Source organism: Microbacterium sp. GCM10027623, from assembly GCF_042666935.1.
GTDB lineage: Bacteria > Actinomycetota > Actinomycetes > Actinomycetales > Microbacteriaceae > Microbacterium.
Genome location: NZ_JBHTHE010000002.1, coordinates 622,871 through 644,917 on the forward strand (window position 1 = coordinate 622,871; position 22,047 = coordinate 644,917).

Below are 22,047 nucleotides of genomic sequence, written 5' to 3' on the forward strand. Positions count from 1 at the left end.
GAAACGTTGGTGTAAGGTAGGGAGTCCGACTCCGGTTCGGCTGCTCGTCAGCCCCGGTCCTGTCGGACGACATGATTGTGAAGTTGCCCTGCGCTTCTTGCCTTGGTTGGTGGGTGTGTGGGTGCGTCCGATCCTTGAGAACTCAACAGCGTGCACTTGTCAAATGCCAAATTATCCTCGTCCAGCTTTTTGCTGGGTTGAGAATTCCTTTGGATCAAAGTCCAGGCCTTTTTGGTCTGGCGTATGGATATGTCAGCAATGATTTATTCATTTTGGTCATGATTGAACTCGCTGCGTTGCACTGTTTTCCCGGTGTGCGTGGCAATCGTTTTTTACGGAGAGTTTGATCCTGGCTCAGGATGAACGCTGGCGGCGTGCTTAACACATGCAAGTCGAACGATGAAGCCCAGCTTGCTGGGTGGATTAGTGGCGAACGGGTGAGTAACACGTGAGCAACCTGCCCCTGACTCTGGGATAAGCGCTGGAAACGGCGTCTAATACTGGATATGTCCCGTCACCGCATGGTGTGCGGGTGGAAAGATTTTTCGGTTGGGGATGGGCTCGCGGCCTATCAGCTTGTTGGTGAGGTAATGGCTCACCAAGGCGTCGACGGGTAGCCGGCCTGAGAGGGTGACCGGCCACACTGGGACTGAGACACGGCCCAGACTCCTACGGGAGGCAGCAGTGGGGAATATTGCACAATGGGCGCAAGCCTGATGCAGCAACGCCGCGTGAGGGATGACGGCCTTCGGGTTGTAAACCTCTTTTAGCAGGGAAGAAGCGAGAGTGACGGTACCTGCAGAAAAAGCACCGGCTAACTACGTGCCAGCAGCCGCGGTAATACGTAGGGTGCAAGCGTTATCCGGAATTATTGGGCGTAAAGAGCTCGTAGGCGGTTTGTCGCGTCTGCTGTGAAATTCCGAGGCTCAACCTCGGGCTTGCAGTGGGTACGGGCAGACTAGAGTGCGGTAGGGGAGATTGGAATTCCTGGTGTAGCGGTGGAATGCGCAGATATCAGGAGGAACACCGATGGCGAAGGCAGATCTCTGGGCCGTAACTGACGCTGAGGAGCGAAAGGGTGGGGAGCAAACAGGCTTAGATACCCTGGTAGTCCACCCCGTAAACGTTGGGAACTAGTTGTGGGGTCCTTTCCACGGATTCCGTGACGCAGCTAACGCATTAAGTTCCCCGCCTGGGGAGTACGGCCGCAAGGCTAAAACTCAAAGGAATTGACGGGGACCCGCACAAGCGGCGGAGCATGCGGATTAATTCGATGCAACGCGAAGAACCTTACCAAGGCTTGACATACACGAGAACGGGCCAGAAATGGTCAACTCTTTGGACACTCGTGAACAGGTGGTGCATGGTTGTCGTCAGCTCGTGTCGTGAGATGTTGGGTTAAGTCCCGCAACGAGCGCAACCCTCGTTCTATGTTGCCAGCACGTAATGGTGGGAACTCATGGGATACTGCCGGGGTCAACTCGGAGGAAGGTGGGGATGACGTCAAATCATCATGCCCCTTATGTCTTGGGCTTCACGCATGCTACAATGGCCGGTACAATGGGCTGCGATACCGTAAGGTGGAGCGAATCCCAAAAAGCCGGTCCCAGTTCGGATTGAGGTCTGCAACTCGACCTCATGAAGTCGGAGTCGCTAGTAATCGCAGATCAGCAACGCTGCGGTGAATACGTTCCCGGGTCTTGTACACACCGCCCGTCAAGTCATGAAAGTCGGTAACACCTGAAGCCGGTGGCCTAACCCTTGTGGAGGGAGCCGTCGAAGGTGGGATTGGTAATTAGGACTAAGTCGTAACAAGGTAGCCGTACCGGAAGGTGCGGCTGGATCACCTCCTTTCTAAGGAGCATCTGATGCCCGTTGTTCGTTGAACTTCGTGGTGTCCAGAACCCGGTTCGAAGGCGTCTGTTCTTCGCTGGGAGCTCATGGGTGGAACATTTGACATGGCATTCGAGCCAATGGTTTGAGTTAGTACGCTGCTTCGGCAGTTGGAATGCTTGGCCGGCGGTGCGGGTGTCTGCACGCTGTTGGGTCCTGAGGGACCGGGCCGGCCTTATGGTCGTTCTGAACCTCTTGGCCCCTTTCGTCGTTCCTTTCGGGGTTCGGTGTGGGGGGACCGCCCGTACTTTGAGAACTACACAGTGGACGCGAGCATCTTAAAGAATTATTGATCATCAGTCTTTTCCTGGACTGGTGGTTACTCATGTGATTTCAAGTCTTTAAGAGCAAACGGTGGATGCCTTGGCATCTGGAGCCGAAGAAGGACGTAGCAATCTGCGATAAGCCTCGGGGAACTGATAAGCGAGTTTTGATCCGAGGGTGTCCGAATGGGGAAACCCCGCCAGGCGTTTTGCGACCTGGTGACTCCCGCCTGAATATATAGGGCGGGTAGAGGGAACGTGGGGAAGTGAAACATCTCAGTACCCACAGGAAGAGAAAACAACAGTGATTCCGTGAGTAGTGGCGAGCGAAAGCGGATGAGGCTAAACCGGGTGTGTGTGATAGCCGGCAGGCGTTGCATGCCCGGGGTTGCGGGACTTTTCTGATCATTCTGCCGAGTGGTCGACGTGATGTGACGATATAGACGAATGGTCTTGAAAGGCCAGCCATAGTGGGTGCCAGCCCCGTAGTTGAAATGTTGTGCGCAGCGTGAAGAGTATCCCAAGTAGCACGGGGCCCGAGAAATCCCGTGTGAATCTGTCAGGACCACCTGATAAGCCTAAATACTCCCAGATGACCGATAGCGGACAAGTACCGTGAGGGAAAGGTGAAAAGTACCCCGGGAGGGGAGTGAAATAGTGCCTGAAACCGTTTGCTTACAAACCGTTGGAGCCTCCTTAGTAGGGGTGACAGCGTGCCTTTTGAAGAATGAGCCTGCGAGTTAGTGATATGTGGCGAGGTTAACCCGTGTGGGGTAGCCGTAGCGAAAGCGAGTCTGAATAGGGCGATTCAGTCGCATGTCCTAGACCCGAAGCGAAGTGATCTATCCATGGCCAGGCTGAAGCACGTGTAAGAACGTGTGGAGGGCCGAACCCACTTAGGTTGAAAACTGAGGGGATGAGCTGTGGATAGGGGTGAAAGGCCAATCAAACTTCGTGATAGCTGGTTCTCTCCGAAATGCATTTAGGTGCAGCGTTGCGTGTTTCTTGCCGGAGGTAGAGCTACTGGATGGCCGATGGGCCTCAACAGGTTACTGACGTCAGCCAAACTCCGAATGCCGGTAAGTGAGAGCGCAGCAGTGAGACTGTGGGGGATAAGCTTCATAGTCGAGAGGGAAACAACCCAGACCACCATCTAAGGTCCCAAAGCGCGTGCTAAGTGGAAAAGGATGTGGAGTTGCTTAGACAACCAGGAGGTTGGCTTAGAAGCAGCCACCCTTGAAAGAGTGCGTAATAGCTCACTGGTCAAGTGATTCCGCGCCGACAATGTAACGGGGCTCAAGCACGCCACCGAAGTTGTGGCATTGACATTATTGGTAGGCCTTCGTGGTCCAGCCGTGTTGATGGGTAGGAGAGCGTCGTGTGGCGCGTGAAGCGGCGGTGTGAACCAGCCGTGGACGCCACACGAGTGAGAATGCAGGCATGAGTAGCGAAAGACGTGTGAGAAACACGTCCTCCGGAAGACCAAGGGTTCCAGGGTCAAGCTAATCTTCCCTGGGTAAGTCGGGACCTAAGGCGAGGCCGACAGGCGTAGTCGATGGACAACGGGTTGATATTCCCGTACCGGCGAAGAACCGCCCAAGCTAATCCAGTAGTGCTAAGTATCTGAATCCCAGTGACTGATCCCTTCGGGGTGACGCTCTGGGCCTAGCGTACGACCCCATGCTGGTGCGGTTAGCGTATTAACAGGTGTGACGCAGGAAGGTAGCCCAAGCCAGGCGATGGTTGTCCTGGTGCAAGCGTGTAGGCCGAACGGTAGGCAAATCCGCCGTTCATGATGGCTGAGACGCGATGCGGATAAAAAGTGGGTGATCCTATGCTGCCGAGAAAAGCATCGACGCGAGGTTCAAGCCGCCCGTACCCCAAACCGACTCAGGTGGTCAGGTAGAGAATACCAAGGAGATCGAGAGAATCGTGGTTAAGGAACTCGGCAAAATGCCCCCGTAACTTCGGGAGAAGGGGGGCCACCCGCTTATACCCACTTGCTGGGAAAAGGGTGTGGTGGCCGCAGAGACTAGTGGGTAGCGACTGTTTACTAAAAACACAGGTCCGTGCGAAGACGCAAGTCGATGTATACGGACTGACGCCTGCCCGGTGCTGGAAGGTCAAGAGGACCGGTTAGCCGCAAGGCGAAGCTGAGAATTTAAGCCCCAGTAAACGGCGGTGGTAACTATAACCATCCTAAGGTAGCGAAATTCCTTGTCGGGTAAGTTCCGACCTGCACGAATGGCGTAACGACTTCCCAACTGTCTCAACCGCGAACTCGGCGAAATTGCATTACGAGTAAAGATGCTCGTTACGCGCAGCAGGACGGAAAGACCCCGTGACCTTTACTACAGCTTGGTATTGGTGTTCGGTGTGGCTTGTGTAGGATAGGTGGGAGACTGTGAAGCGGATACGCCAGTATTCGTGGAGTCATTGTTGAAATACCACTCTGGTCACTCTGGATATCTAACTTCGAACCGTGATCCGGTTCAGGGACAGTGCCTGGTGGGTAGTTTAACTGGGGCGGTTGCCTCCCAAAAAGTAACGGAGGCGCCCAAAGGTTCCCTCAACCTGGTTGGTAATCAGGTGGCGAGTGTAAGTGCACAAGGGAGCTTGACTGTGAGACTGACAGGTCGAGCAGGGACGAAAGTCGGGACTAGTGATCCGGCAGTGGCTTGTGGAAGCGCTGTCGCTCAACGGATAAAAGGTACCTCGGGGATAACAGGCTGATCTTGCCCAAGAGTCCATATCGACGGCATGGTTTGGCACCTCGATGTCGGCTCGTCGCATCCTGGGGCTGGAGTAGGTCCCAAGGGTTGGGCTGTTCGCCCATTAAAGCGGTACGCGAGCTGGGTTTAGAACGTCGTGAGACAGTTCGGTCCCTATCCGCTGCGCGCGTAGGAAGTTTGAGAGGATCTGACCCTAGTACGAGAGGACCGGGTTGGACGAACCTCTGGTGTGCCAGTTGTTCCGCCAGGAGCACCGCTGGTTAGCTACGTTCGGGATGGATAACCGCTGAAAGCATCTAAGCGGGAAGCCGGCCTCAAGATGAGACTTCCATCACCTTCGGGTGGAGAGGCTCCCAGCCAGACGACTGGGTTGATAGGCCAGATGTGGAAGCACCGCAAGGTGTGCAGCTGACTGGTACTAATAAGCCGATGACTTGATAACACCAATTCTTTCCAAAGATGAACGCGTCCACTTTGTGGTTCTCGACGTACGGTCGGGAATCAAACAACACACACTTTCGTTGTGATGTTGCCTGAAACGTCAATAGTGTTTCGGCGGCCATAGCGTGAGGGAAACGCCCGGTCACATTCCGAACCCGGAAGCTAAGCCTCACAGCGCCGATGGTACTGCAGGGGGGACCCTGTGGGAGAGTAGGACACCGCCGGACTTCTCTTAAGCAAGATGGCCACCCAAGGTTGGGTGGCCATCTTGCGTTAACAAGCAAACAGGGAGTCAGAATGTCGGAAGAGCAGCGGGACCGCCGAGACGGTGAGGGCGCGCGCGATCGACGTTCGGACTCCGAGCGCAAGCCACGCGATTCGGACTCGTCGTCACGCGGCGCAGGCGGCGAGCGTCGCCCCCAGGGCGATCGTGACCGCTCCGGTGAGCGTCGTCCCTACGGTGACCGTAGCCAGTCGGGTGAGCGTCGTCCGTATGGTGATCGCGATCGCAGCCGGGGTGACCGTCCGCAGGGTGAGCGCCGTCCCTACGGTGACCGCGACCGCAGTCAGGGTGACCGCCCGTACCGGGGTGACCGTCCTCAGTCGGGTGAGCGTCGTCCGTATGGTGACCGCAGCCAGTCGGGCGAGCGTCGTCCGTATGGCGATCGCGACCGCAGCCAGGGTGACCGCTCGTACCGGGGTGATCGTCCTCAGTCCGGTGAGCGTCGTCCGTATGGTGACCGCAGCCAGTCGGGTGACCGCCCGTACCGGGGTGATCGTCCCCAGTCGGGTGAGCGTCGTCCGTATGGTGACCGCAGCCCGTCGGGCGAGCGTCGCCCGTATGGCGATCGTGACCGCAGCCAAGGAGACCGCCCGTACCGAGGCGACCGTCCTCAGTCCGGTGAGCGTCGTCCCTATGGTGACCGCAGCCAGTCGGGTGAGCGTCGCACGTACGGTGACCGTGACCGTCCTCAGGGTGACCGCCCGTACCGGAGCGATCGTCCCCAGTCGGGTGAGCGTCGTCCGTACGGTGATCGCGACCGCAGCCAGGGTGACCGCCTGTACCGGGGTGATCGTCCTCAGTCCGGTGAGCGTCGTCCGTATGGTGACCGTAGCAAGTCGGGTGAGCGTCGTCCCTACGGCGATCGCGACCGTCCTCAGGGAGACCGCCCGTACCGGGGCGATCGTCCCCAGTCGGGCGAGCGTCGCCCGTATGGCGATCGCGACCGCAGCCAAGGAGACCGCCCGTACCGAGGCGACCGTCCTCAGTCCGGTGAGCGTCGTCCCTATGGTGACCGCAGCCAGTCGAGTGACCGCGACCGCAGCCAGGGAGACCGCCCGTACCGGGGCGATCGCCCCCAGTCGGGTGAGCGTCAGTCGTTCCGGGACCGTCCGCGCGGCGGCGTCGACCGCCCGATCAACGAGTTCGCGCCCGTACGCGAGCACATCCCCGAGCCGCCGCTGCCCGATGAGGTCACCGCTCGTGACCTGCCGAGTGCCGCACGGAACGAACTGAAGACCCTCAGCAAGGAGAACGCCGAGCAGACCGCACGCCACCTGGCCATGGCTGCGCAGCTGATCGACGACGAGCCGGACCGCGCACACGAGCACGCCCTGGCGGCATCTCGACGAGCCGGCCGAATCGCCGTCGTCCGCGAGACCCTCGCGATCACGGCCTATGCCACCGGGGACTTCGCCCTGGCGCTGCGCGAGCTGCGTACCGCGCGTCGGATCTCGGGCAAGAACGACATGATCGCTCTGATCGTCGACAGCGAGCGCGGAGTGGGCAAGCCCGATCGTGCGCTCGAGGAGGGCCGGACGGTCGACCGTGCCGAGCTGACGCCAGAGGTGCGCGTCGCGCTCGCGATCGCGATGTCCGGCGCACGACTCGATCGCGGCGAGACGGAGCTCGCGCTCGGTGAACTGGAGATCCCGGAGCTCGACCCCGACCGTGCGTTCGAGTGGAGCCCCGCGCTGTTCTCGGCTCGCGCCGCCGTGCTCGAAGACCTCGGTCGCGCCGACGAGGCGGCCTTCTGGGCCGATCGCGCCGAAGTCGCGGCAGCCGCGCTCGGCCTCGACGGTCAGTTCGACGAGATGATCGTCGAGGACGGTCTGGTCGAAGACGGTCTGGTCGAAGACGGTCTGGTCGACGGCAACCACGATGACGCGGCGGATCACGATGACGCGGCGGATCTCGATGACGCCGCCGCCGCGGAAGAGGAGACCACCGAAGAACTCACCTCTGACGATGAGATCGCTCATGCGGAGATCTCCGGGGAGGAGATCTCCGCAGAGAAGATCACCGAGGAGGCAGAGGCCGACGTGCACGATGAGGAGACCGACGACTGATGGCACTGTTCCGCCGGGCGAAGCCGGCCGCCACCCCTCTGACCGATCGTGACGCGCTGCTCGCGGACCTCGACGGCGTCGTCTACGCAGGGCCCGGGGCTCTGCCGCACGCCATCGAGAGCCTCAACCGCGCCGGCGAATCGATGCGCCTCGGCTACATCACGAACAACGCCTCGCGCACCGACGCGACCGTCGCCGAGCACCTGACCAGTCTCGGGCTGACCGTGGCGCCCGATGACGTCGTGACCAGCCCGCAGGCTGCGATGCGCCTGCTGGCCACGATGGTCCCGCCGCCGGCGACCATCCTCATCGTCGGGGGAGACGGACTGGTCGATGAGACGCTCAAGGCGGGCTACACGGTGACCCGCAGCGCCGAGGACTCACCGGCGGCCGTCGTGCAGGGCTTCGCCCCGGAAGTCGCCTGGACGGACCTCGCCGAAGCCGCGTTCGCGCTGCAGCTGCCGGAGGACGAGGGCGGGATCCCCTGGATCTCCACCAACACCGACTGGACCATCCCGCGTGAGCGCGGCGTGGCGCCGGGAAACGGCACCCTGGTGTCGGCCGTGCACACCGCGATCGGCCGACTGTCGATCGTCGCCGGCAAGCCCGAGAAGCCGATCTTCGAGGTGGCCGTCGAGCGCTTCGGCGCTCAGCGTCCCCTGTTCCTCGGCGACCGTCTCGACACGGACATCTCCGGCTCGACGCGCGCCGGCATCGACTCCGCGCTTGTGCTCACCGGCATCGACCGTCCCAAGCACGTGCTGGCAGCACCGCAGGGTTCGCGTCCGGACTACATTCTCAGCGATCTGCGGGAGCTGCACGAGCCGTACCCGCAGACCATCGAGAAGAACGGCGTGTTCACCGTCGGCAGGTCCTCTGTCCGGGTCGTCGACGCCGACGTGCAGATCATCGCCGCGGGCGACTCGCAGATCGATCTGCTGCGCGCTGGTGCCGCGGCCATCTGGGCCACCGGGCTCGCCATCTACGCGTTCCGGGTTCCCGAGCAGCTCTACGCGGATCCTTTCCACAGGCCCTGAGCGTCTCCCGGCACGCCCCGGCCCCTGGCGTTACAGTGGTCGGATGGAGCAAACGCACGACGAGCCCACCGACGCCCTCTGGAGCCGGCTGCGTCTCATCGAGGGCCAGCCCCTCGCTGCGCGTGCCGACGCGTACGGCGCCGTGCACGACGAGCTCATGAAGCGTCTCGAGAGCGCTCCGCGCGGCGACGCCGCACCGGGGAACCGATGACCAGACTCGACGCCGCCCTCGCCGCGCGCGGGCTCGCACGCTCGCGCACGCACGCCGCCACCCTGATCTCCGAGGGGAGAGTGCGCGTCGACGGCGTCCCGGTCGTCAAGGCGTCCACACCCGTCGACGACGAGGACGTGATCCACGTCGACGGCGACGACCACTACGTCAGCCGCGGTGCGCACAAGCTGATCGCCGCTCTCGACGGCTTCGGCATTGCCGTACCCGGGCGCCTGGCCCTGGACATGGGCGCCTCCACCGGAGGATTCACGCAGGTGCTCCGCGAGCGCGGAGCGCGCCGGGTGCTCGCAGTCGACGTCGGCCACGGCCAACTCGCGGATGCCGTCGCAGCCGACCCCGGCGTCACATCCGTCGAGGGATTCAACGTCCGCCACATGACCGCCGCGAACCTCACCGAGGCGACCGGCGAGAGCGAGCGGCCCGACCTCGTCGTCGGCGATCTCTCCTTCATCTCCCTCGAGCTCGTGCTGCCCGCCGTCGCCGGCGTCGTCGCACCGGGCGGTGACGTCGTGCTGCTCGTCAAGCCGCAGTTCGAGGTGGGGCGCACCGCCGTGCGCGGCGGGCTGGTCACCAACCCGACCCTCCGCATCGACGCCGTGGAACGCACGCTCTGGGCCGCACACGACGTCGGACTGGGGATGCTCGGCATCCTCGCCTCTCCGATCCGGGGAACGCACGGGAACGCGGAGTACCTGGTGCACGTCGCGCCCGGGCGGGGCAGCGATCCGTCAGAATGGACCAAGCAGATCACACGCGTGGCAGGAGGACGATGAACGAGCGCCGCATCCTGGTCGTCGCCCACGCCAAGCGGCCCGACACCGTCACCGCCGCCCTGCGCGTCATCGACGCGCTGCGCGAGGCGGGAGCCGTACCGGTGCTGCCCGCATCCGACGGTGACGAGCTCATCGCCGCGCACCCCGGCTTCGCCGGGATCAGCCTGCACGGCGACGACGAGACTGCCGACGACCTGGAGCTGGCGATCGTCCTCGGCGGCGACGGCACGATCCTGCGGGCGGCCGAGCTGGTGCGCGATTCCGGCGCTCCCGTGCTCGGCATCAACATGGGCCACGTCGGATTCCTCGCCGAGATCGACCGCGAGGACATGGATGCTGCCGTGCACAGGGTCATCGACCGCGATTACGAGGTCGAGGAGCGGCTCGCACTCTCCGTGCGCGTCAAGGACGTCGCAGGTCACGTCGTCTACGAGACGTGGGCGCTGAACGAGGCGACCGTCGAGAAGGCCAGCCGCGAGCGGATGATCGAGGTCGTCATCGAGATCGATGGGCGCCCGCTGTCGAGCTTCGGCTGCGACGGGATGGTCGTCTCCACCCCCACCGGGTCGACGGCTTACAACTTCTCAGCTGGCGGGCCGGTCATCTGGCCGACCGTGGAGGCGATCACCGTGGTGCCGCTGTCCGCGCACGCCCTGTTCGCCAAGCCGCTCGTGGTGGGGCCGGAGGCCTCCGTCGCCATCGAGATGCTCGAGCGCACCGACGGCTCCGGCATCCTCTGGTGCGACGGCCGCCGTTCTCACGACCTGCCGCCGGGAGCTCGCGTCGTCGTGCGCCGGTCGTCCCGGCCCGTGCGACTGGCTCGTCTGCATCCGACCGCCTTCACCGAGCGGCTGGTCCGCAAGTTCCAGCTGCCCGTCGCCGGATGGCGGGGAGCGTCGTGATCGACGAGATGCGCATCCGCGGTCTCGGCGTCATCGACGACGCCGTGCTGCCGCTCGGGCCCGGATTCACCGCCGTGACCGGCGAGACCGGCGCCGGCAAGACCATGGTCGTCACCGGGCTCGGCCTGCTGCTCGGGGCACGCGCCGATTCCTCCGCCGTGCGCGCCGGCGCGGCGCAGGCGTCGGTGGCCGGCGTCTGGCTGGTTCCGCAGCAAGGCCCCGTCGCCGAGATCGTCACGGATGCCGGCGGAGAACTGGAACCGGCAGGCGATGCCGCCGAGCTGTACGTCTCCCGCACCCTCAGCACCGAGGGACGCAGCCGTGCCAGCGTAGGCGGGCGCGCCGCCCCGGCATCCGTGCTGGCGGCCCTCGCCGACGAACTCGTCGTCGTGCACGGCCAGTCGGACCAGCTGCGCCTGCGATCCGCGTCCGCGCAGCGGGAGGCGCTCGACCGCTTCGGAGGAGAGCGGGTCGCCGCAGCCCTGGCCGCCTACACCGAGCGGTTCGACGCGTGGCGGCGGCTCGATGCGGAGATCGCCGACCTCACCGAGAACCGCGATCGCCGTGCGGCGGAGGCCGCGGCGCTGCGCGAACAGCTCGCCGAGATCGAGCAGGTCGAACCCCAGGCGGGGGAGGACGTGGCGCTGGGCGAGCGCGCCGAACGCTTGGCGAACGCCGAGGAACTGCGCGTGGCCGCATCCGTCGCGCGCTCCGCACTCTCCACCGACGACGATGAGCCGGACGTCGCGCTGCTGCTCGCCGAGGCGCGCCGCTCCCTGGAACGGGCCGCCGACCCGCAGCTGGCGGAGATCGCCGAAGCCCTCGCCGATCTCGGCTACCGCGCGGCCGATCTCGCCGGACAGCTCTCCACCTATCTCGCCGACCTCGATGAATCCGGGCCGCATGAGCTCGCAGCCGTCGAGGAGCGCCGCGCCGCGATCGGCGCGCTCATCCGGCAGCACGGCTCCCTCGAGGAGGCGCTGGAGGTGTGGCGCACCGGATCACTGCGCCTGGCGGAGCTCGACGACGACGGCGACCGCATCGAGCGGTTGACCGATGAGGCCTCGGAGGCCCGCGCCCGGCTCGACGACGCAGCGGCGGCCCTCACGTCCGCGCGCACCGAGGCCGCGGTCAGGCTGTCCGCCGCGGTCACCGAGGAGCTGCGGGCTCTCGCCATGCCGGACGCCCGGCTCGAGGTGCGCGTGGCCGACGGCGGCGAGACTCTGCACGGCCGCGACGATGTCGCGATTATGCTCGCCCCTCACCCGGGCGCCGAGCCGCGGTCGGTGTCGCGGGGAGCATCCGGCGGTGAGCTCTCGCGCGTCATGCTGGCGATCGAGGTCGTCATGGCGGGAACCGATCCGGTGCCCACGTTCGTCTTCGACGAGGTCGACGCCGGGATCGGGGGCGCCGCGGCGATCGAGGTCGGCAGGCGCCTCGCGCAGCTGGCCCGCACCTCGCAGGTCATCGCCGTCACACACCTCGCTCAGGTCGCCGCCTTCGCCAACAACCACCTGTCGGTGGTGAAGTCCAGCGACGGCGCCGTGACCGCCTCGAGCGTCACACGTCTGTTGGGCGAGGAGCGCGAGGCGGAGATGGCGCGACTGCTTTCCGGACTCGCGGACTCGGACGCCGCTCTCACCCACGCCCGCGAACTCCTGAGCCTCGGCTCCGAATCGAACTGATAGGATAAAAGCCCGTGATGAACTCTTCTGTTGCGGGGCCCAAGAACGACACCACCAGACACATCTTCGTGACCGGCGGTGTCGTTTCGTCGTTGGGGAAGGGCCTGACAGCGGCCAGCCTGGGGAATCTGCTGACCGCACGCGGTCTGCGCGTCGTGATGCAGAAGCTCGACCCGTATCTGAACGTCGACCCCGGCACGATGAACCCGTTCCAGCACGGTGAGGTCTTCGTCACCGACGACGGCGCCGAGACCGATCTCGACATCGGTCACTACGAGCGCTTCCTCGACATCAACCTGTCGCAGGCGGCCAACGTCACCACCGGCCAGATCTACTCGCAGGTGATCGCGCGCGAGCGGCGCGGCGAATACCTCGGCGACACGGTGCAGGTCATCCCGCACATCACCGACGAGATCAAGCGCCGCATGCGCCTGCAGGCGACCGAGGAACCCCGCCCCGACGTGATCATCACCGAGGTCGGCGGCACGGTCGGCGACATCGAGTCGCAGCCCTTCCTCGAGGCGGCGCGGCAGCTGCGCCATGAGCTGGGCCGCGGCAACGTCTTCTTCGTGCACGTCTCTCTCGTGCCGTTCATGGGTGCCTCCGGCGAGCAGAAGACCAAGCCGACCCAGCACTCCGTGGCCGCCCTGCGCCAGGTCGGCATCCAGCCCGACGCCCTCGTGCTGCGCAGCGACCGGCCGGTCAGCTCGAGCAACCGCAACAAGATCGCGCTGATGTGCGACGTCGACATCGAAGGCGTCATCAACACCGTCGACCTGCCCAGCATCTACGACATCCCCTCCACCCTGAACGACCAGGGCCTGGACTCGTACATCACGCGTCGGCTCGACCTCGACGACAAGGCAGGCGAGGTCGACTGGTCCCGCTGGCAGAACGTGCTGCACGCGGTGCACAACCCCAAGCACGAGGTCACCATAGGTCTGGTCGGCAAGTACATCGACCTTCCCGACGCCTACCTCTCCGTCACCGAGGCGCTCAAGGCCGGCGGGTTCGCCCAGGAGACGAAGGTCAACATCCGGTGGATCCCCTCCGACTCCTGCGAGACGCCCGAGGGCGCTGAGAAGGCGCTGGGCGACCTTGACGGCATCTGCGTGCCCGGCGGCTTCGGCATCCGCGGCATCGAGGGAAAGCTCGGCGCGCTGCGCTTCGCGCGAGAGCAGGGCATCCCCACGCTCGGTCTGTGCCTGGGGCTGCAGTGCATGGTGATCGAGTACGGCCGCACCATGGCGGGCATCGAGGGCGCGTCGTCGACCGAGTTCGACCCGGAGACCTCTGAGCCGATCATCGCGACCATGGCCGAGCAGGTCGAGATCCTCGATGGCGGGGACCTCGGGGGGACGATGCGTCTGGGACTCTACGAGGCGGCACTCGGGGAAGGAACGCTGGCACGCGAGCTGTACGGCTCGGACGTGGTATCCGAGCGCCACCGTCACCGCTACGAGGTCAACAACGCCTACCGCGACCGCCTCTCCGCGGCCGGCCTGGTCTTCTCGGGACTCAACCCCGACCTCGACCTCGTTGAATACGTCGAGCTGCCGCGCGACGTGCACCCGTTCTACATCGCCACGCAGGCGCACCCCGAGCTGCGGTCGCGCCCCAGCTCCCCGCACCCGCTGTTCCGCGGCCTGGTCGGAGCCGCCATCGAGCGCTCCCGCTCCAGCGAGCTGTTCGACGATGTCGACGCCTGACACCGGGTCGGCTGTCGACGACCTGAAGGACGAGCCCTTCGAACCCGAGATCCTCTCCAGCGACCTGGTGTTCACGGGCTGGGTGTGGGATGTGCGCTCGGACCGGGTCGCCTACGGCGACGGCGAGATGGTGCGCGAGTACGTCGCGCACACCGGCGCCGTCGCGGTCGTCGCCCTCGACGACCAGGACCGCGTGCTGCTGATCCAGCAGTACCGCCACCCGATCCGTCATCGCGACTGGGAGCTGCCGGCAGGGCTGCTCGACATCCCGGGGGAGGACCCGCTGCTCGCCGCGCAGCGGGAGCTGGCAGAGGAGGCGGACGTCACCGCCAGCCACTGGGAGCACCTCGTGTCGTCCTGGACCACGCCGGGCGGCAACGACGAGATGATCCACATCTACCTCGCCACCGGCATAGCCGCGGCGGAGGCCGCGCACCAGCGGGAGGACGAGGAGGCGGACATCCGCGTCGAATGGGTGCCGCTGTCCGAAGCCGTGGATGCGGTGCTGGCAGGTCGGATGCACAACGGCATCCTCTCCATCGGCGTGCTGGCCACCGAGCGGCGGCTGCGCGAGCGGACCTGAGATGCGGCTCGATCGGGCTCTCAACGCGTATCTGCGTCACGTCACGATCGAACGCGGTCTCTCGGAGCACTCCATCGCCGCCTACCGGCGCGATCTGAACGGCTACCTCGACTGGCTCGCCGAACAGGGCATCGAGGACACGGGCGACATCACTCCGGCGGTCGTGTCGGCGTTCATCTCCGAGCGCTCCTCGACGGAGCCGCCGCCGGCGGCCACCAGCCTGGCGCGCCTGCAGTCCTCGGTGCGCGGCTGGCACCGCTTCCTCGCACGCGAGGGGATAGAGCAGGACGATCCGACCGGCCGGATCCGGCCGCCGAAGATGCCCCGCCGTCTTCCCAAGGCGCTCACGATCGAGCAGGTCGAGCGGCTTCTCGCCGCGCCCTCGCCCGACGAGCCGCTCGGCATCCGCGATCGCGCGCTGCTCGAGCTGCTGTACGCGACCGGCGCCCGCGTCTCGGAGGCCGTGTCGCTCGACGTCGACGACCTGGCGTACGGCGATGTGCTGCGCCTGCGCGGCAAGGGCGACAAGGAGCGGATCGTGCCCGTCGGCTCGTACGCCCGCGCCGCGGTCGACGCCTACCTCACCCGCGTGCGCCCGCAGCTGGCTGCCAAGGGGCGCGCCTCCGCACGGCTCTTCCTCGGGGCGCGGGGAGCCCCGCTGTCGCGGCAGAGCGCATGGCTGGTGATCCGCGCGGCGGCCGAGCACGCCCAGATCGTCGCCGAGGTGTCGCCCCACACGCTGCGCCATTCCTTCGCCACGCATCTGCTGCAGGGCGGTGCCGACGTGCGCGTGGTGCAGGAGCTGCTGGGCCACGCATCCGTCGCGACGACCCAGATCTACACGCACGTCTCCGTCGACGCGCTGCGCGACATCTACGTCACATCTCACCCCCGGGCCCGCTGAGAGCGCCGCGCGCCGCGCGGCGAGCCTGAGCCCGCCCGCCCTGCGGCTACAATCGAGCAAGCACGAAGGAGCAGGAGCACTGGTGGCGGAGAAGGCGACGAAGTCCAGGTCGAAGGCGACGAAGAGGGATGACACCCCTATCGGTCCGACCGGCCGTCCCTATCAGGGCTTCGCGACCCCGGAGCCGCTGGACTCCCACGGACCGGCGCGGATCATCGCGCTGTGCAACCAGAAGGGCGGCGTCGGCAAGACGACCACCTCGATCAACCTGGCCGCGGCGCTGGCCGAGTACGGCCGCAAGGTGCTCGCGGTCGACTTCGACCCGCAGGGCGCACTGTCCGCCGGCCTCGGCATCATCGTCCATGACGTCCCGACGGTCTACGACCTGCTGCTGGACACCAAGCGCGACCCGCGCGACGCGATCGTGCACTCCGCGACGCCGAACCTCGACGTGCTGCCGGCCAACATCGATCTGTCCGCCGCCGAGGTGCACCTGGTCAACGAGGTCGCACGCGAGACGATCCTCTCGCGCGTGCTGCGGCAGGTGGCGGGCGAGTACGACGTGATCCTCATCGACTGCCAGCCCTCGCTCGGTCTGCTCACGGTCAACGCGCTGACGGCCGCGCACGGCGTGCTCATCCCGCTGGAGTGCGAGTTCTTCGCGCTGCGCGGGGTGGCCCTGCTGATCGAGACCATCGACAAGGTGCGCGACCGGCTGAACCCCGCCATCACCCTCGACGGCCTGCTCGCGACCATGTACGACCCCCGCACGCTGCATTCCCGTGAGGTGCTGGAGCGCGTGGTCGAGGCCTTCGGCGACGACGTGCTGGAGACCGTGATCGGCCGCACCGTGAAGTTCCCGGACGCCTCCGTGTCGGGGGTTCCGATCACCGAGTTCGCGCCGGAGCACGCAGCCGCCCAGGCCTACCTGCGACTGGCTCGGGAGCTGGTCGCCCGTGGCGCCGTCGCCTGAAGACCGGGATGCTGTCGCGGTTCCTGAGCCGGTCGCGGTCCCTGAGCCGGTCGGGGTCCCTGAGCCCGTCGAAGGGTTCCGCGTCTCGCTGTCGAACTTCGACGGGCCCTTCGACCTGCTGCTGAACCTGATCTCCAAGCATGAACTCGACATCACCGAGGTGTCGCTGAGCAAGGTGACCAACGAGTTCATCGCCTACCTGCGCGAGCTGGACGGGGACGAGGAGCTCGATCAGGCCTCCGAGTTCCTGGTCGTCGCGGCGACCCTGCTCGACATGAAGGTCGCGGGACTCCTGCCGCAGGGCGAGCTGGTGGATGCCGAATCCGTGGCCCTGCTCGAGGCGAGGGACCTGCTGTTCGCGCGCCTGCTGCAGTACCGCGCGTTCAAGGAGGTCTCGGCCTGGTTCGCGCGGTGCCTGCAGCGCGAGGACCGTCGTCACGTGCGCGCGGTGCCACTGGATGAGAAGCACCGCAGCAGGACGCCGGAGCTGGTCTGGTCCCTGAGCCTGGACGACTTCGCCGCTGTCGCGCTGCTGGCCTTCGCTCCGAAGGAGCTGCCGACCGTCGGACTCGACCACCTGCACGCCCCGCTGGTCAGCATCCGGGAGCAGGCGGCCGTCGTCGTGACGCTGCTGCGCAGCGCCGAGTCCCTCACCTTCCGGGAGCTCGTGAGCGGTGTCGGCGAGCCCGGCATCATCGTCGCGCGCTTCATCTCGGTCCTGGAGCTGTACCGCCATGCCGCCCTCTCGTTCGAGCAGCTCGAGCCGCTGGGCGAGCTCACTCTGCGATGGTCGGCGGAGACCTGGTCCGACGAGCAGTTGGCGACGTTGGGAGCCGATTATGACCGATGAGACGATGAAGATCGAAGAGACGGATGCGGAGGCGGATGCCGAGGCCCGCACCGGCACGCCGCTCTCGGAGCGGGTGGAGGCGATCCTGCTGATCGTCGACGAACCCATCGCACTGGTGGCGCTGGCCGCCGCCGTGCACGCGCCCGTCCCCGCCGTGCGCCAGACGCTGGAGACGCTCGTCGACGACTACGACGGGCGGGGGAGAGGACCGCGGCGCGGGTTCGAGCTGCGCGAGGTCGGCGGCGGCTGGCGACTCTATGTGCGCGAGGACCACGACGACCTGGTGGCCGACTTCATCGGCGGGCAGGCACCGGCGCGCCTGTCGCAGGCGGCTCTGGAGACGCTCGCCGTGATCGCTTACAAGCAGCCGGTGACCCGCGGTCAGGTGGCCTCCATCCGCGCCGTGAACGTCGACTCCGTGGTGCGCACGCTGCTCGCCCGCGGGCTGATCACCGAGCTCTTCGCCGATTCCGAGACCGGCGCCATCAACTACGGCACGACCGATCAGCTGCTGCAGCACCTGGGGATCAACTCGATCGACGAGCTGCCCCCGATCTCGCCGCTGCTCGACGACGGCGCCGAGGGATTCGATGAAGGAGTGATCCGATGACGGGCCCGACCGGTTCGCACGCCGAGCGAGTGCGTCTGCAGAAGGCGCTGGCGAACGCCGGCGTGGCCTCGCGACGCGTGATCGAGAACTACATCGTCGAAGGGCGCATCCGGGTGAACGGCCGCACCGTGACCGAACTCGGAACCCGCATCGACCCCGAGACCGACCTGATCGACGTGGACGGCACGGCCGTTCAGCTGGACGTGTCCAAGCGCTACGTCATGCTCAACAAGCCGACCGGCATCTACAGCACGATGCGTGACGAGAACGGGCGCCCGGACCTGCGCCGGTACACGAAGGACTGGCCGGAGCGGCTGTACAACGTGGGCCGGCTGGATGCGGAGACCAGCGGGCTGCTGATCCTCACCAACGACGGCGACCTGGCGCACGTGCTCGCCCACCCGTCGTTCGGGGTGACGAAGGTGTACATCGCGAAGGTCAGCGGTGAGGTCACGGCGCAGACCATCGCGAAGCTTACCCGCGGGTTCGACCTGGACGACGGCCCGATCAAGGCCGACAAGGCGAGGCTGCTGGACGTGTCCCGCGGCGCGAGCCTGGTGGAGTTGACGCTGCATTCCGGACGCAACCGGATCGTGCGCCGCATGATGGCCGCGGTGGGGCATCCCGTCGAGGATCTCGTGCGTCGGCAGTTCGGCCCGCTGCACCTGGGAACTCTCCCGGTCGGGCAGACCCGCGAGCTGAGTAAAATCGAACGTGGCGCTCTGCTGACTCTGTCGCGCCAGGATTCTCCCGCGGCCGCCGGGGACGACGACACGCAGGAGACCGAGTGATCGATTCCACCAACGCACGCGAAGCGCGCGTCTCGGGCACCGTGCGCATCGTCGGCGCCGGCCTGCTCGGATCGAGCATCGGGCACGCGCTGCGCGCGAAGGGCGTCGACGTCGTGCTCGCCGACGCCTCGCCTTCGCAGCTGCGCCTGGCGATCGACTACGGCGCGGGGCGTGCCGCGCGCGTGGACGACAGCCCTCGCCTGATCGTCGTCGCCGTGCCGCCGGACGTCACGGCCGACGTCATCCAGGCCGAGCTGGCCGCGCATCCGACCGCGGTGGTCACCGACGTCGCGAGCGTCAAGCTGGAACCTTTCGACCAGCTGCGCCGGCGCGGGGTGGATCTGACCCGCTACATCGGCTCGCACCCGCTCGCCGGGCGGGAGCGCGGCGGGGCGATCTCCGCCCGTGCCGACCTGTTCGTCGGCCGTCCCTGGGTGGTGTGCCGCGACGGCGAAACCCGTGCGGCCGATCTGGCGCTGGTGGAAGCGCTCGCACTCGATGTGGGCGCGATGCCGGTGGAGATGAGTCCCGAGGAGCATGACCGCTCGGTCGCGCTGACCTCGCACGTGCCGCAGGTGGTCGCGAGCCTGCTGGCGGCTCGGCTGGCATCGGCCGACGAGGACTCGCTGAGCCTGGCCGGCCAGGGCGTGCGCGACACGACTCGCATCGCGGCGTCGGCGCCCGAGTTGTGGGTGCAGATCCTCAGTGCGAACGCCGAACCGGTCGTGGAGGTGCTCGACGCACTCGCCGACGACCTGCGGACACTGACCGCGGCGTTGCGCGAGCCGGACGCGCCGGGGGCTCGGCGCGTGGTCGCGGATGCCATCCGCCAGGGCAACGAAGGCGTGGACCGGCTGCCGGGCAAGCACGGCCAGAACCGCCGCTTCGAGCAGCTCGTCGTCATGGTGGACGACACCCCCGGTCAGCTCGGACGCCTGTTCGGCGAGCTGGGCGAGCTGGGCGTGAACGTGGAGGATCTGCGCCTGGAGCACTCTCCGGGCGCGCAGTTCGGCCTGGCCGAGATCAGCGTGGCGCCGGCCGCGCTGCGCGGCGCCATCGAGGGCCTGGAAGAACGCGGCTGGCGGATTGCGGGGAACACCAATGACTGATGCGCAGAAGTTCATCGCGATCGACGGACCGGCCGGTTCCGGCAAGTCCAGTGTCTCCAAGGCGATCGCGCGCAGACTCGGCTACGGCTACCTCGACACCGGGGCCGCCTACCGCGCGCTGGCGTGGCACGTGCTCGAGCAGGGCGCGGACACGGCGGATGCCGACGCAGTGCGCTCCGCAGCATCCGACTTCCCCCTGAACCAGCGACTGGACCCCGACGACCGACGGGTGCTGGTCGGCGAGACGGACGTGACCGACGCGATCCGCGCCCCGCGCGTGTCGGCGGCGGTCAGCGGAGTGGCACGCGTGCCCGAGGTGCGCGTGCAGGTGAACGAGATGTTCCGCAGGGTCGTGGCCGAAGCCGCGTATCCCGCGGTGGTCGTGGAGGGCCGCGACATCACGACCGTGGTCGCCCCGGATGCGCCCGTGCGCATCCTGCTGACCGCGGCCCCCGAGGTGCGGGCCGCCCGCCGCGCGGGGGAGCTCGCCGGTGAGAACGCGGCGGCCGTCGCCGAGGCGCTGCACAAGCGCGACGCCTCCGACAGCAGTGTGGTCGACTTCCTCAACGCCGCCCCCGGCGTGGACGTCGTCGACTCGACAGAACTCGATCTGATGCAGACCATCGATGCCGTGCTCGCAGTGATCGAGCAGCGGCGCGATGACGATAAGGAGCTTGACCATGGCTGATGACGACTACGAAGGCGGTCCCGACGACCTCGCCGAGAAGATGTCGGAACTCGACGAGGAGCTCGCTGAGAAGCGCGCCGACCTCATGCGGGCGACCCTCGCCGACTACGACCTGGACGAGGACGACGCCCACCTCCTGGACGGGGTGACCCGCGGCGAGGACGGCATCGAGTACATGCCGGCGCTGCCGGTCGTCGCGATCGTGGGCCGCCCGAACGTGGGCAAGTCGGCTCTCGTGAACCGCATCCTCGGCCGCCGTGAGGCGGTCGTGGAGGACACCCCCGGTGTCACCCGCGACCGCGTCACCTACAAGGCGGAGTGGATGGACCGTCGGTTCTCCCTCGTCGACACGGGCGGCTGGGAGCCGGATGCGAAGGGCATCGACCGCTCGGTCGCCGCGCAGGCCGAGGTCGCCATCGACCTGGCCGACATGGTGCTGTTCGTCGTCGACGCGAAGGTGGGCGCCACCTCGACCGACGAGTACGTCGTGAAGATGCTGCGCAAGAGCGGCAAGCCGGTCTTCCTCGTGGCGAACAAGATCGACGACGCGCGCCAGGAGCCGGAGGCGGCGGCGCTGTGGAACCTGGGTCTCGGGGAGCCGTACCCGGTCTCCGCGATCCACGGGCGCGGCGTCGCCGACCTGCTGGACAAGATCATGGAGAAGCTGCCGGAAGTGTCGGCTGTGGCCAAGGCCGAGATCGGCGGGCCGCGCCGCGTGGCGATCCTGGGACGGCCGAACGTGGGCAAGTCCTCGCTGCTGAACAAGGCGGCGAAGGAGGAGCGCGTGGTCGTCAACGACCTCGCCGGCACCACCCGCGATCCGGTCGACGAGATCGTCGAGCTGGGCGGCAAGATGTGGCGTCTGGTCGACACCGCCGGCATCCGCCGCCGCGTGCACCTGCAGCAGGGCGCCGACTTCTACGCGTCGCTGCGCACGTCGGCCGCGCTGGAGAAGGCCGAGGTCGCGATCGTCGTGATCGACGTGAGCCAGTCGATCAGCGTGCAGGACCTGAACATCATCGACATGGTGCTCGAGTCGGGCCGTGCGCTCGTCCTCGCGTTCAACAAGTGGGACCGCCTGTCGGACGAGGACCTGGAGAACGCCGACCGGCGCCGGTACCTGGAGCGCGAGATCGAGCAGGACCTCGCGCACGTCGCATGGGCGCCTCGGGTGAACATCTCGGCGAAGACCGGATGGCACTTCGACAAGCTCGTGCCCGCGTTGGAGCGCGCCCTGGAGAACTGGGACCGCCGCATCCCGACCGGCAAGTTCAACGCGTTCCTCACCGAGCTCGTGGCCGCGCACCCGCACCCGCTGCGCGGTGGCAAGCAGCCGCGTGTGCTGTTCGGCACGCAGGCGAGCACGCGTCCGCCGACGTTCGTGCTGTTCACGACCGGTTTCCTCGACCCGGGCTACCGCCGGTTCATCCAGCGCCGCCTGCGCGAGCTGTACGCGTTCGAGGGCACGCCGATCGTCATCAACATGCGTGTGAGGGAGCGGCGCCAGCGCTGAGCACTCTCTG

The 22,047-nt window shown here is 66.3% G+C and carries 17 protein-coding genes and 3 rRNA genes; 19 read left to right on the plus strand and 1 reads right to left on the minus strand.

Annotated elements, in window-relative coordinates:
- Positions 1-331 precede the first annotated feature (331 nt).
- From ACFQY2_RS10315 to rrf, 3 genes are all read left to right on the plus strand, one after another.
- Positions 332-1,854 (plus strand): 16S ribosomal RNA (locus tag ACFQY2_RS10315).
- Between the two features lie 370 nt (positions 1,855-2,224).
- Positions 2,225-5,330: ribosomal RNA gene (locus ACFQY2_RS10320) — 23S ribosomal RNA — on the plus strand.
- Positions 5,331-5,439: 109 nt separating this feature from the next.
- Positions 5,440-5,556: ribosomal RNA gene (rrf, locus tag ACFQY2_RS10325) — 5S ribosomal RNA — on the plus strand.
- Together the 16S, 23S and 5S rRNA genes form the textbook arrangement of a ribosomal RNA operon.
- A gap of 163 nt (positions 5,557-5,719) precedes the next feature.
- Here the strand turns inward: rrf and ACFQY2_RS10330 are convergent.
- Positions 5,720-6,934, minus strand: a complete 1,215-nt coding sequence (locus tag ACFQY2_RS10330; RefSeq protein ID WP_378745692.1) for a hypothetical protein — start codon at positions 6,932-6,934, stop codon at positions 5,720-5,722.
- Here ACFQY2_RS10330 and ACFQY2_RS10335 point away from each other — a divergent pair.
- The 16 genes from ACFQY2_RS10335 to der all read left to right on the plus strand — a co-directional run bounded on the left by ACFQY2_RS10335 (position 6,893) and on the right by der (position 22,037).
- Entirely contained in the window at positions 6,893-7,678 is a 786-nt protein-coding gene (locus tag ACFQY2_RS10335) for a hypothetical protein (protein WP_378745693.1), read from the plus strand. The two genes, ACFQY2_RS10330 and ACFQY2_RS10335, sit on opposite strands and share 42 nt — an antisense overlap.
- Entirely contained in the window at positions 7,678-8,715 is a 1,038-nt protein-coding gene (locus tag ACFQY2_RS10340; protein ID WP_378745695.1) for an HAD-IIA family hydrolase, read from the plus strand. The genes ACFQY2_RS10335 and ACFQY2_RS10340 overlap by 1 nt, the downstream gene beginning before the upstream one ends.
- A 43-nt stretch (positions 8,716-8,758) precedes the next feature.
- Positions 8,759-8,926, plus strand: a complete 168-nt coding sequence (locus ACFQY2_RS10345) for a hypothetical protein (protein WP_378745696.1) — start codon at positions 8,759-8,761, stop codon at positions 8,924-8,926.
- The gene (locus ACFQY2_RS10350; protein WP_378745697.1) at positions 8,923-9,720 is read left to right on the plus strand and encodes a TlyA family RNA methyltransferase; all 798 of its coding nucleotides are present in this window, start codon (positions 8,923-8,925) and stop codon (positions 9,718-9,720) included. Before ACFQY2_RS10345 ends, ACFQY2_RS10350 begins: the two co-directional genes overlap by 4 nt.
- Complete coding sequence (locus ACFQY2_RS10355; RefSeq protein WP_378745698.1) at positions 9,717-10,622, plus strand: NAD kinase; 906 nt, start codon at positions 9,717-9,719, stop codon at positions 10,620-10,622. Before ACFQY2_RS10350 ends, ACFQY2_RS10355 begins: the two co-directional genes overlap by 4 nt.
- Complete coding sequence (recN, locus tag ACFQY2_RS10360; RefSeq protein ID WP_378745699.1) at positions 10,619-12,307, plus strand: DNA repair protein RecN; 1,689 nt, start codon at positions 10,619-10,621, stop codon at positions 12,305-12,307. The genes ACFQY2_RS10355 and recN overlap by 4 nt, the downstream gene beginning before the upstream one ends.
- Before the next feature lie 17 nt (positions 12,308-12,324).
- Positions 12,325-14,016: a CTP synthase gene (locus ACFQY2_RS10365; protein ID WP_378745700.1), complete on the plus strand. Its 1,692-nt coding sequence runs from the start codon at positions 12,325-12,327 to the stop codon at positions 14,014-14,016.
- Positions 14,003-14,599 carry an NUDIX domain-containing protein gene (locus tag ACFQY2_RS10370; RefSeq protein ID WP_378745701.1) on the plus strand — a complete coding sequence of 199 codons (597 nt, stop codon included), beginning with the start codon at positions 14,003-14,005 and terminating at the stop codon, positions 14,597-14,599. The genes ACFQY2_RS10365 and ACFQY2_RS10370 overlap by 14 nt, the downstream gene beginning before the upstream one ends.
- A 1-nt stretch (position 14,600) precedes the next feature.
- Positions 14,601-15,503 (plus strand): site-specific tyrosine recombinase XerD, encoded by a 903-nt coding sequence (gene xerD / locus ACFQY2_RS10375; protein WP_378745702.1) that lies wholly within the window; start codon positions 14,601-14,603, stop codon positions 15,501-15,503.
- An 82-nt stretch (positions 15,504-15,585) separates the two neighbouring features.
- Positions 15,586-16,476, plus strand: a complete 891-nt coding sequence (locus tag ACFQY2_RS10380; protein ID WP_378745703.1) for a ParA family protein — start codon at positions 15,586-15,588, stop codon at positions 16,474-16,476.
- Positions 16,460-17,326, plus strand: coding sequence for a segregation and condensation protein A (locus ACFQY2_RS10385; protein WP_378745705.1), 867 nt, complete (start codon positions 16,460-16,462; stop codon positions 17,324-17,326). The genes ACFQY2_RS10380 and ACFQY2_RS10385 overlap by 17 nt, the downstream gene beginning before the upstream one ends.
- On the plus strand, positions 17,316-17,936 hold the full coding sequence (gene scpB, locus ACFQY2_RS10390) for an SMC-Scp complex subunit ScpB (RefSeq protein WP_378745706.1): 621 nt from the start codon (positions 17,316-17,318) through the stop codon (positions 17,934-17,936). The genes ACFQY2_RS10385 and scpB overlap by 11 nt, the downstream gene beginning before the upstream one ends.
- Positions 17,933-18,727: a pseudouridine synthase gene (locus ACFQY2_RS10395; RefSeq protein ID WP_378745707.1), complete on the plus strand. Its 795-nt coding sequence runs from the start codon at positions 17,933-17,935 to the stop codon at positions 18,725-18,727. Before scpB ends, ACFQY2_RS10395 begins: the two co-directional genes overlap by 4 nt.
- The gene (locus tag ACFQY2_RS10400) at positions 18,724-19,836 is read left to right on the plus strand and encodes a prephenate dehydrogenase (protein WP_378745708.1); all 1,113 of its coding nucleotides are present in this window, start codon (positions 18,724-18,726) and stop codon (positions 19,834-19,836) included. The genes ACFQY2_RS10395 and ACFQY2_RS10400 overlap by 4 nt, the downstream gene beginning before the upstream one ends.
- On the plus strand, positions 19,829-20,524 hold the full coding sequence (gene cmk / locus ACFQY2_RS10405) for a (d)CMP kinase (RefSeq protein WP_378745709.1): 696 nt from the start codon (positions 19,829-19,831) through the stop codon (positions 20,522-20,524). The genes ACFQY2_RS10400 and cmk overlap by 8 nt, the downstream gene beginning before the upstream one ends.
- Positions 20,517-22,037 (plus strand): ribosome biogenesis GTPase Der, encoded by a 1,521-nt coding sequence (gene der / locus ACFQY2_RS10410; protein WP_378745710.1) that lies wholly within the window; start codon positions 20,517-20,519, stop codon positions 22,035-22,037. The genes cmk and der overlap by 8 nt, the downstream gene beginning before the upstream one ends.
- Positions 22,038-22,047: the final 10 nt, after the last annotated feature.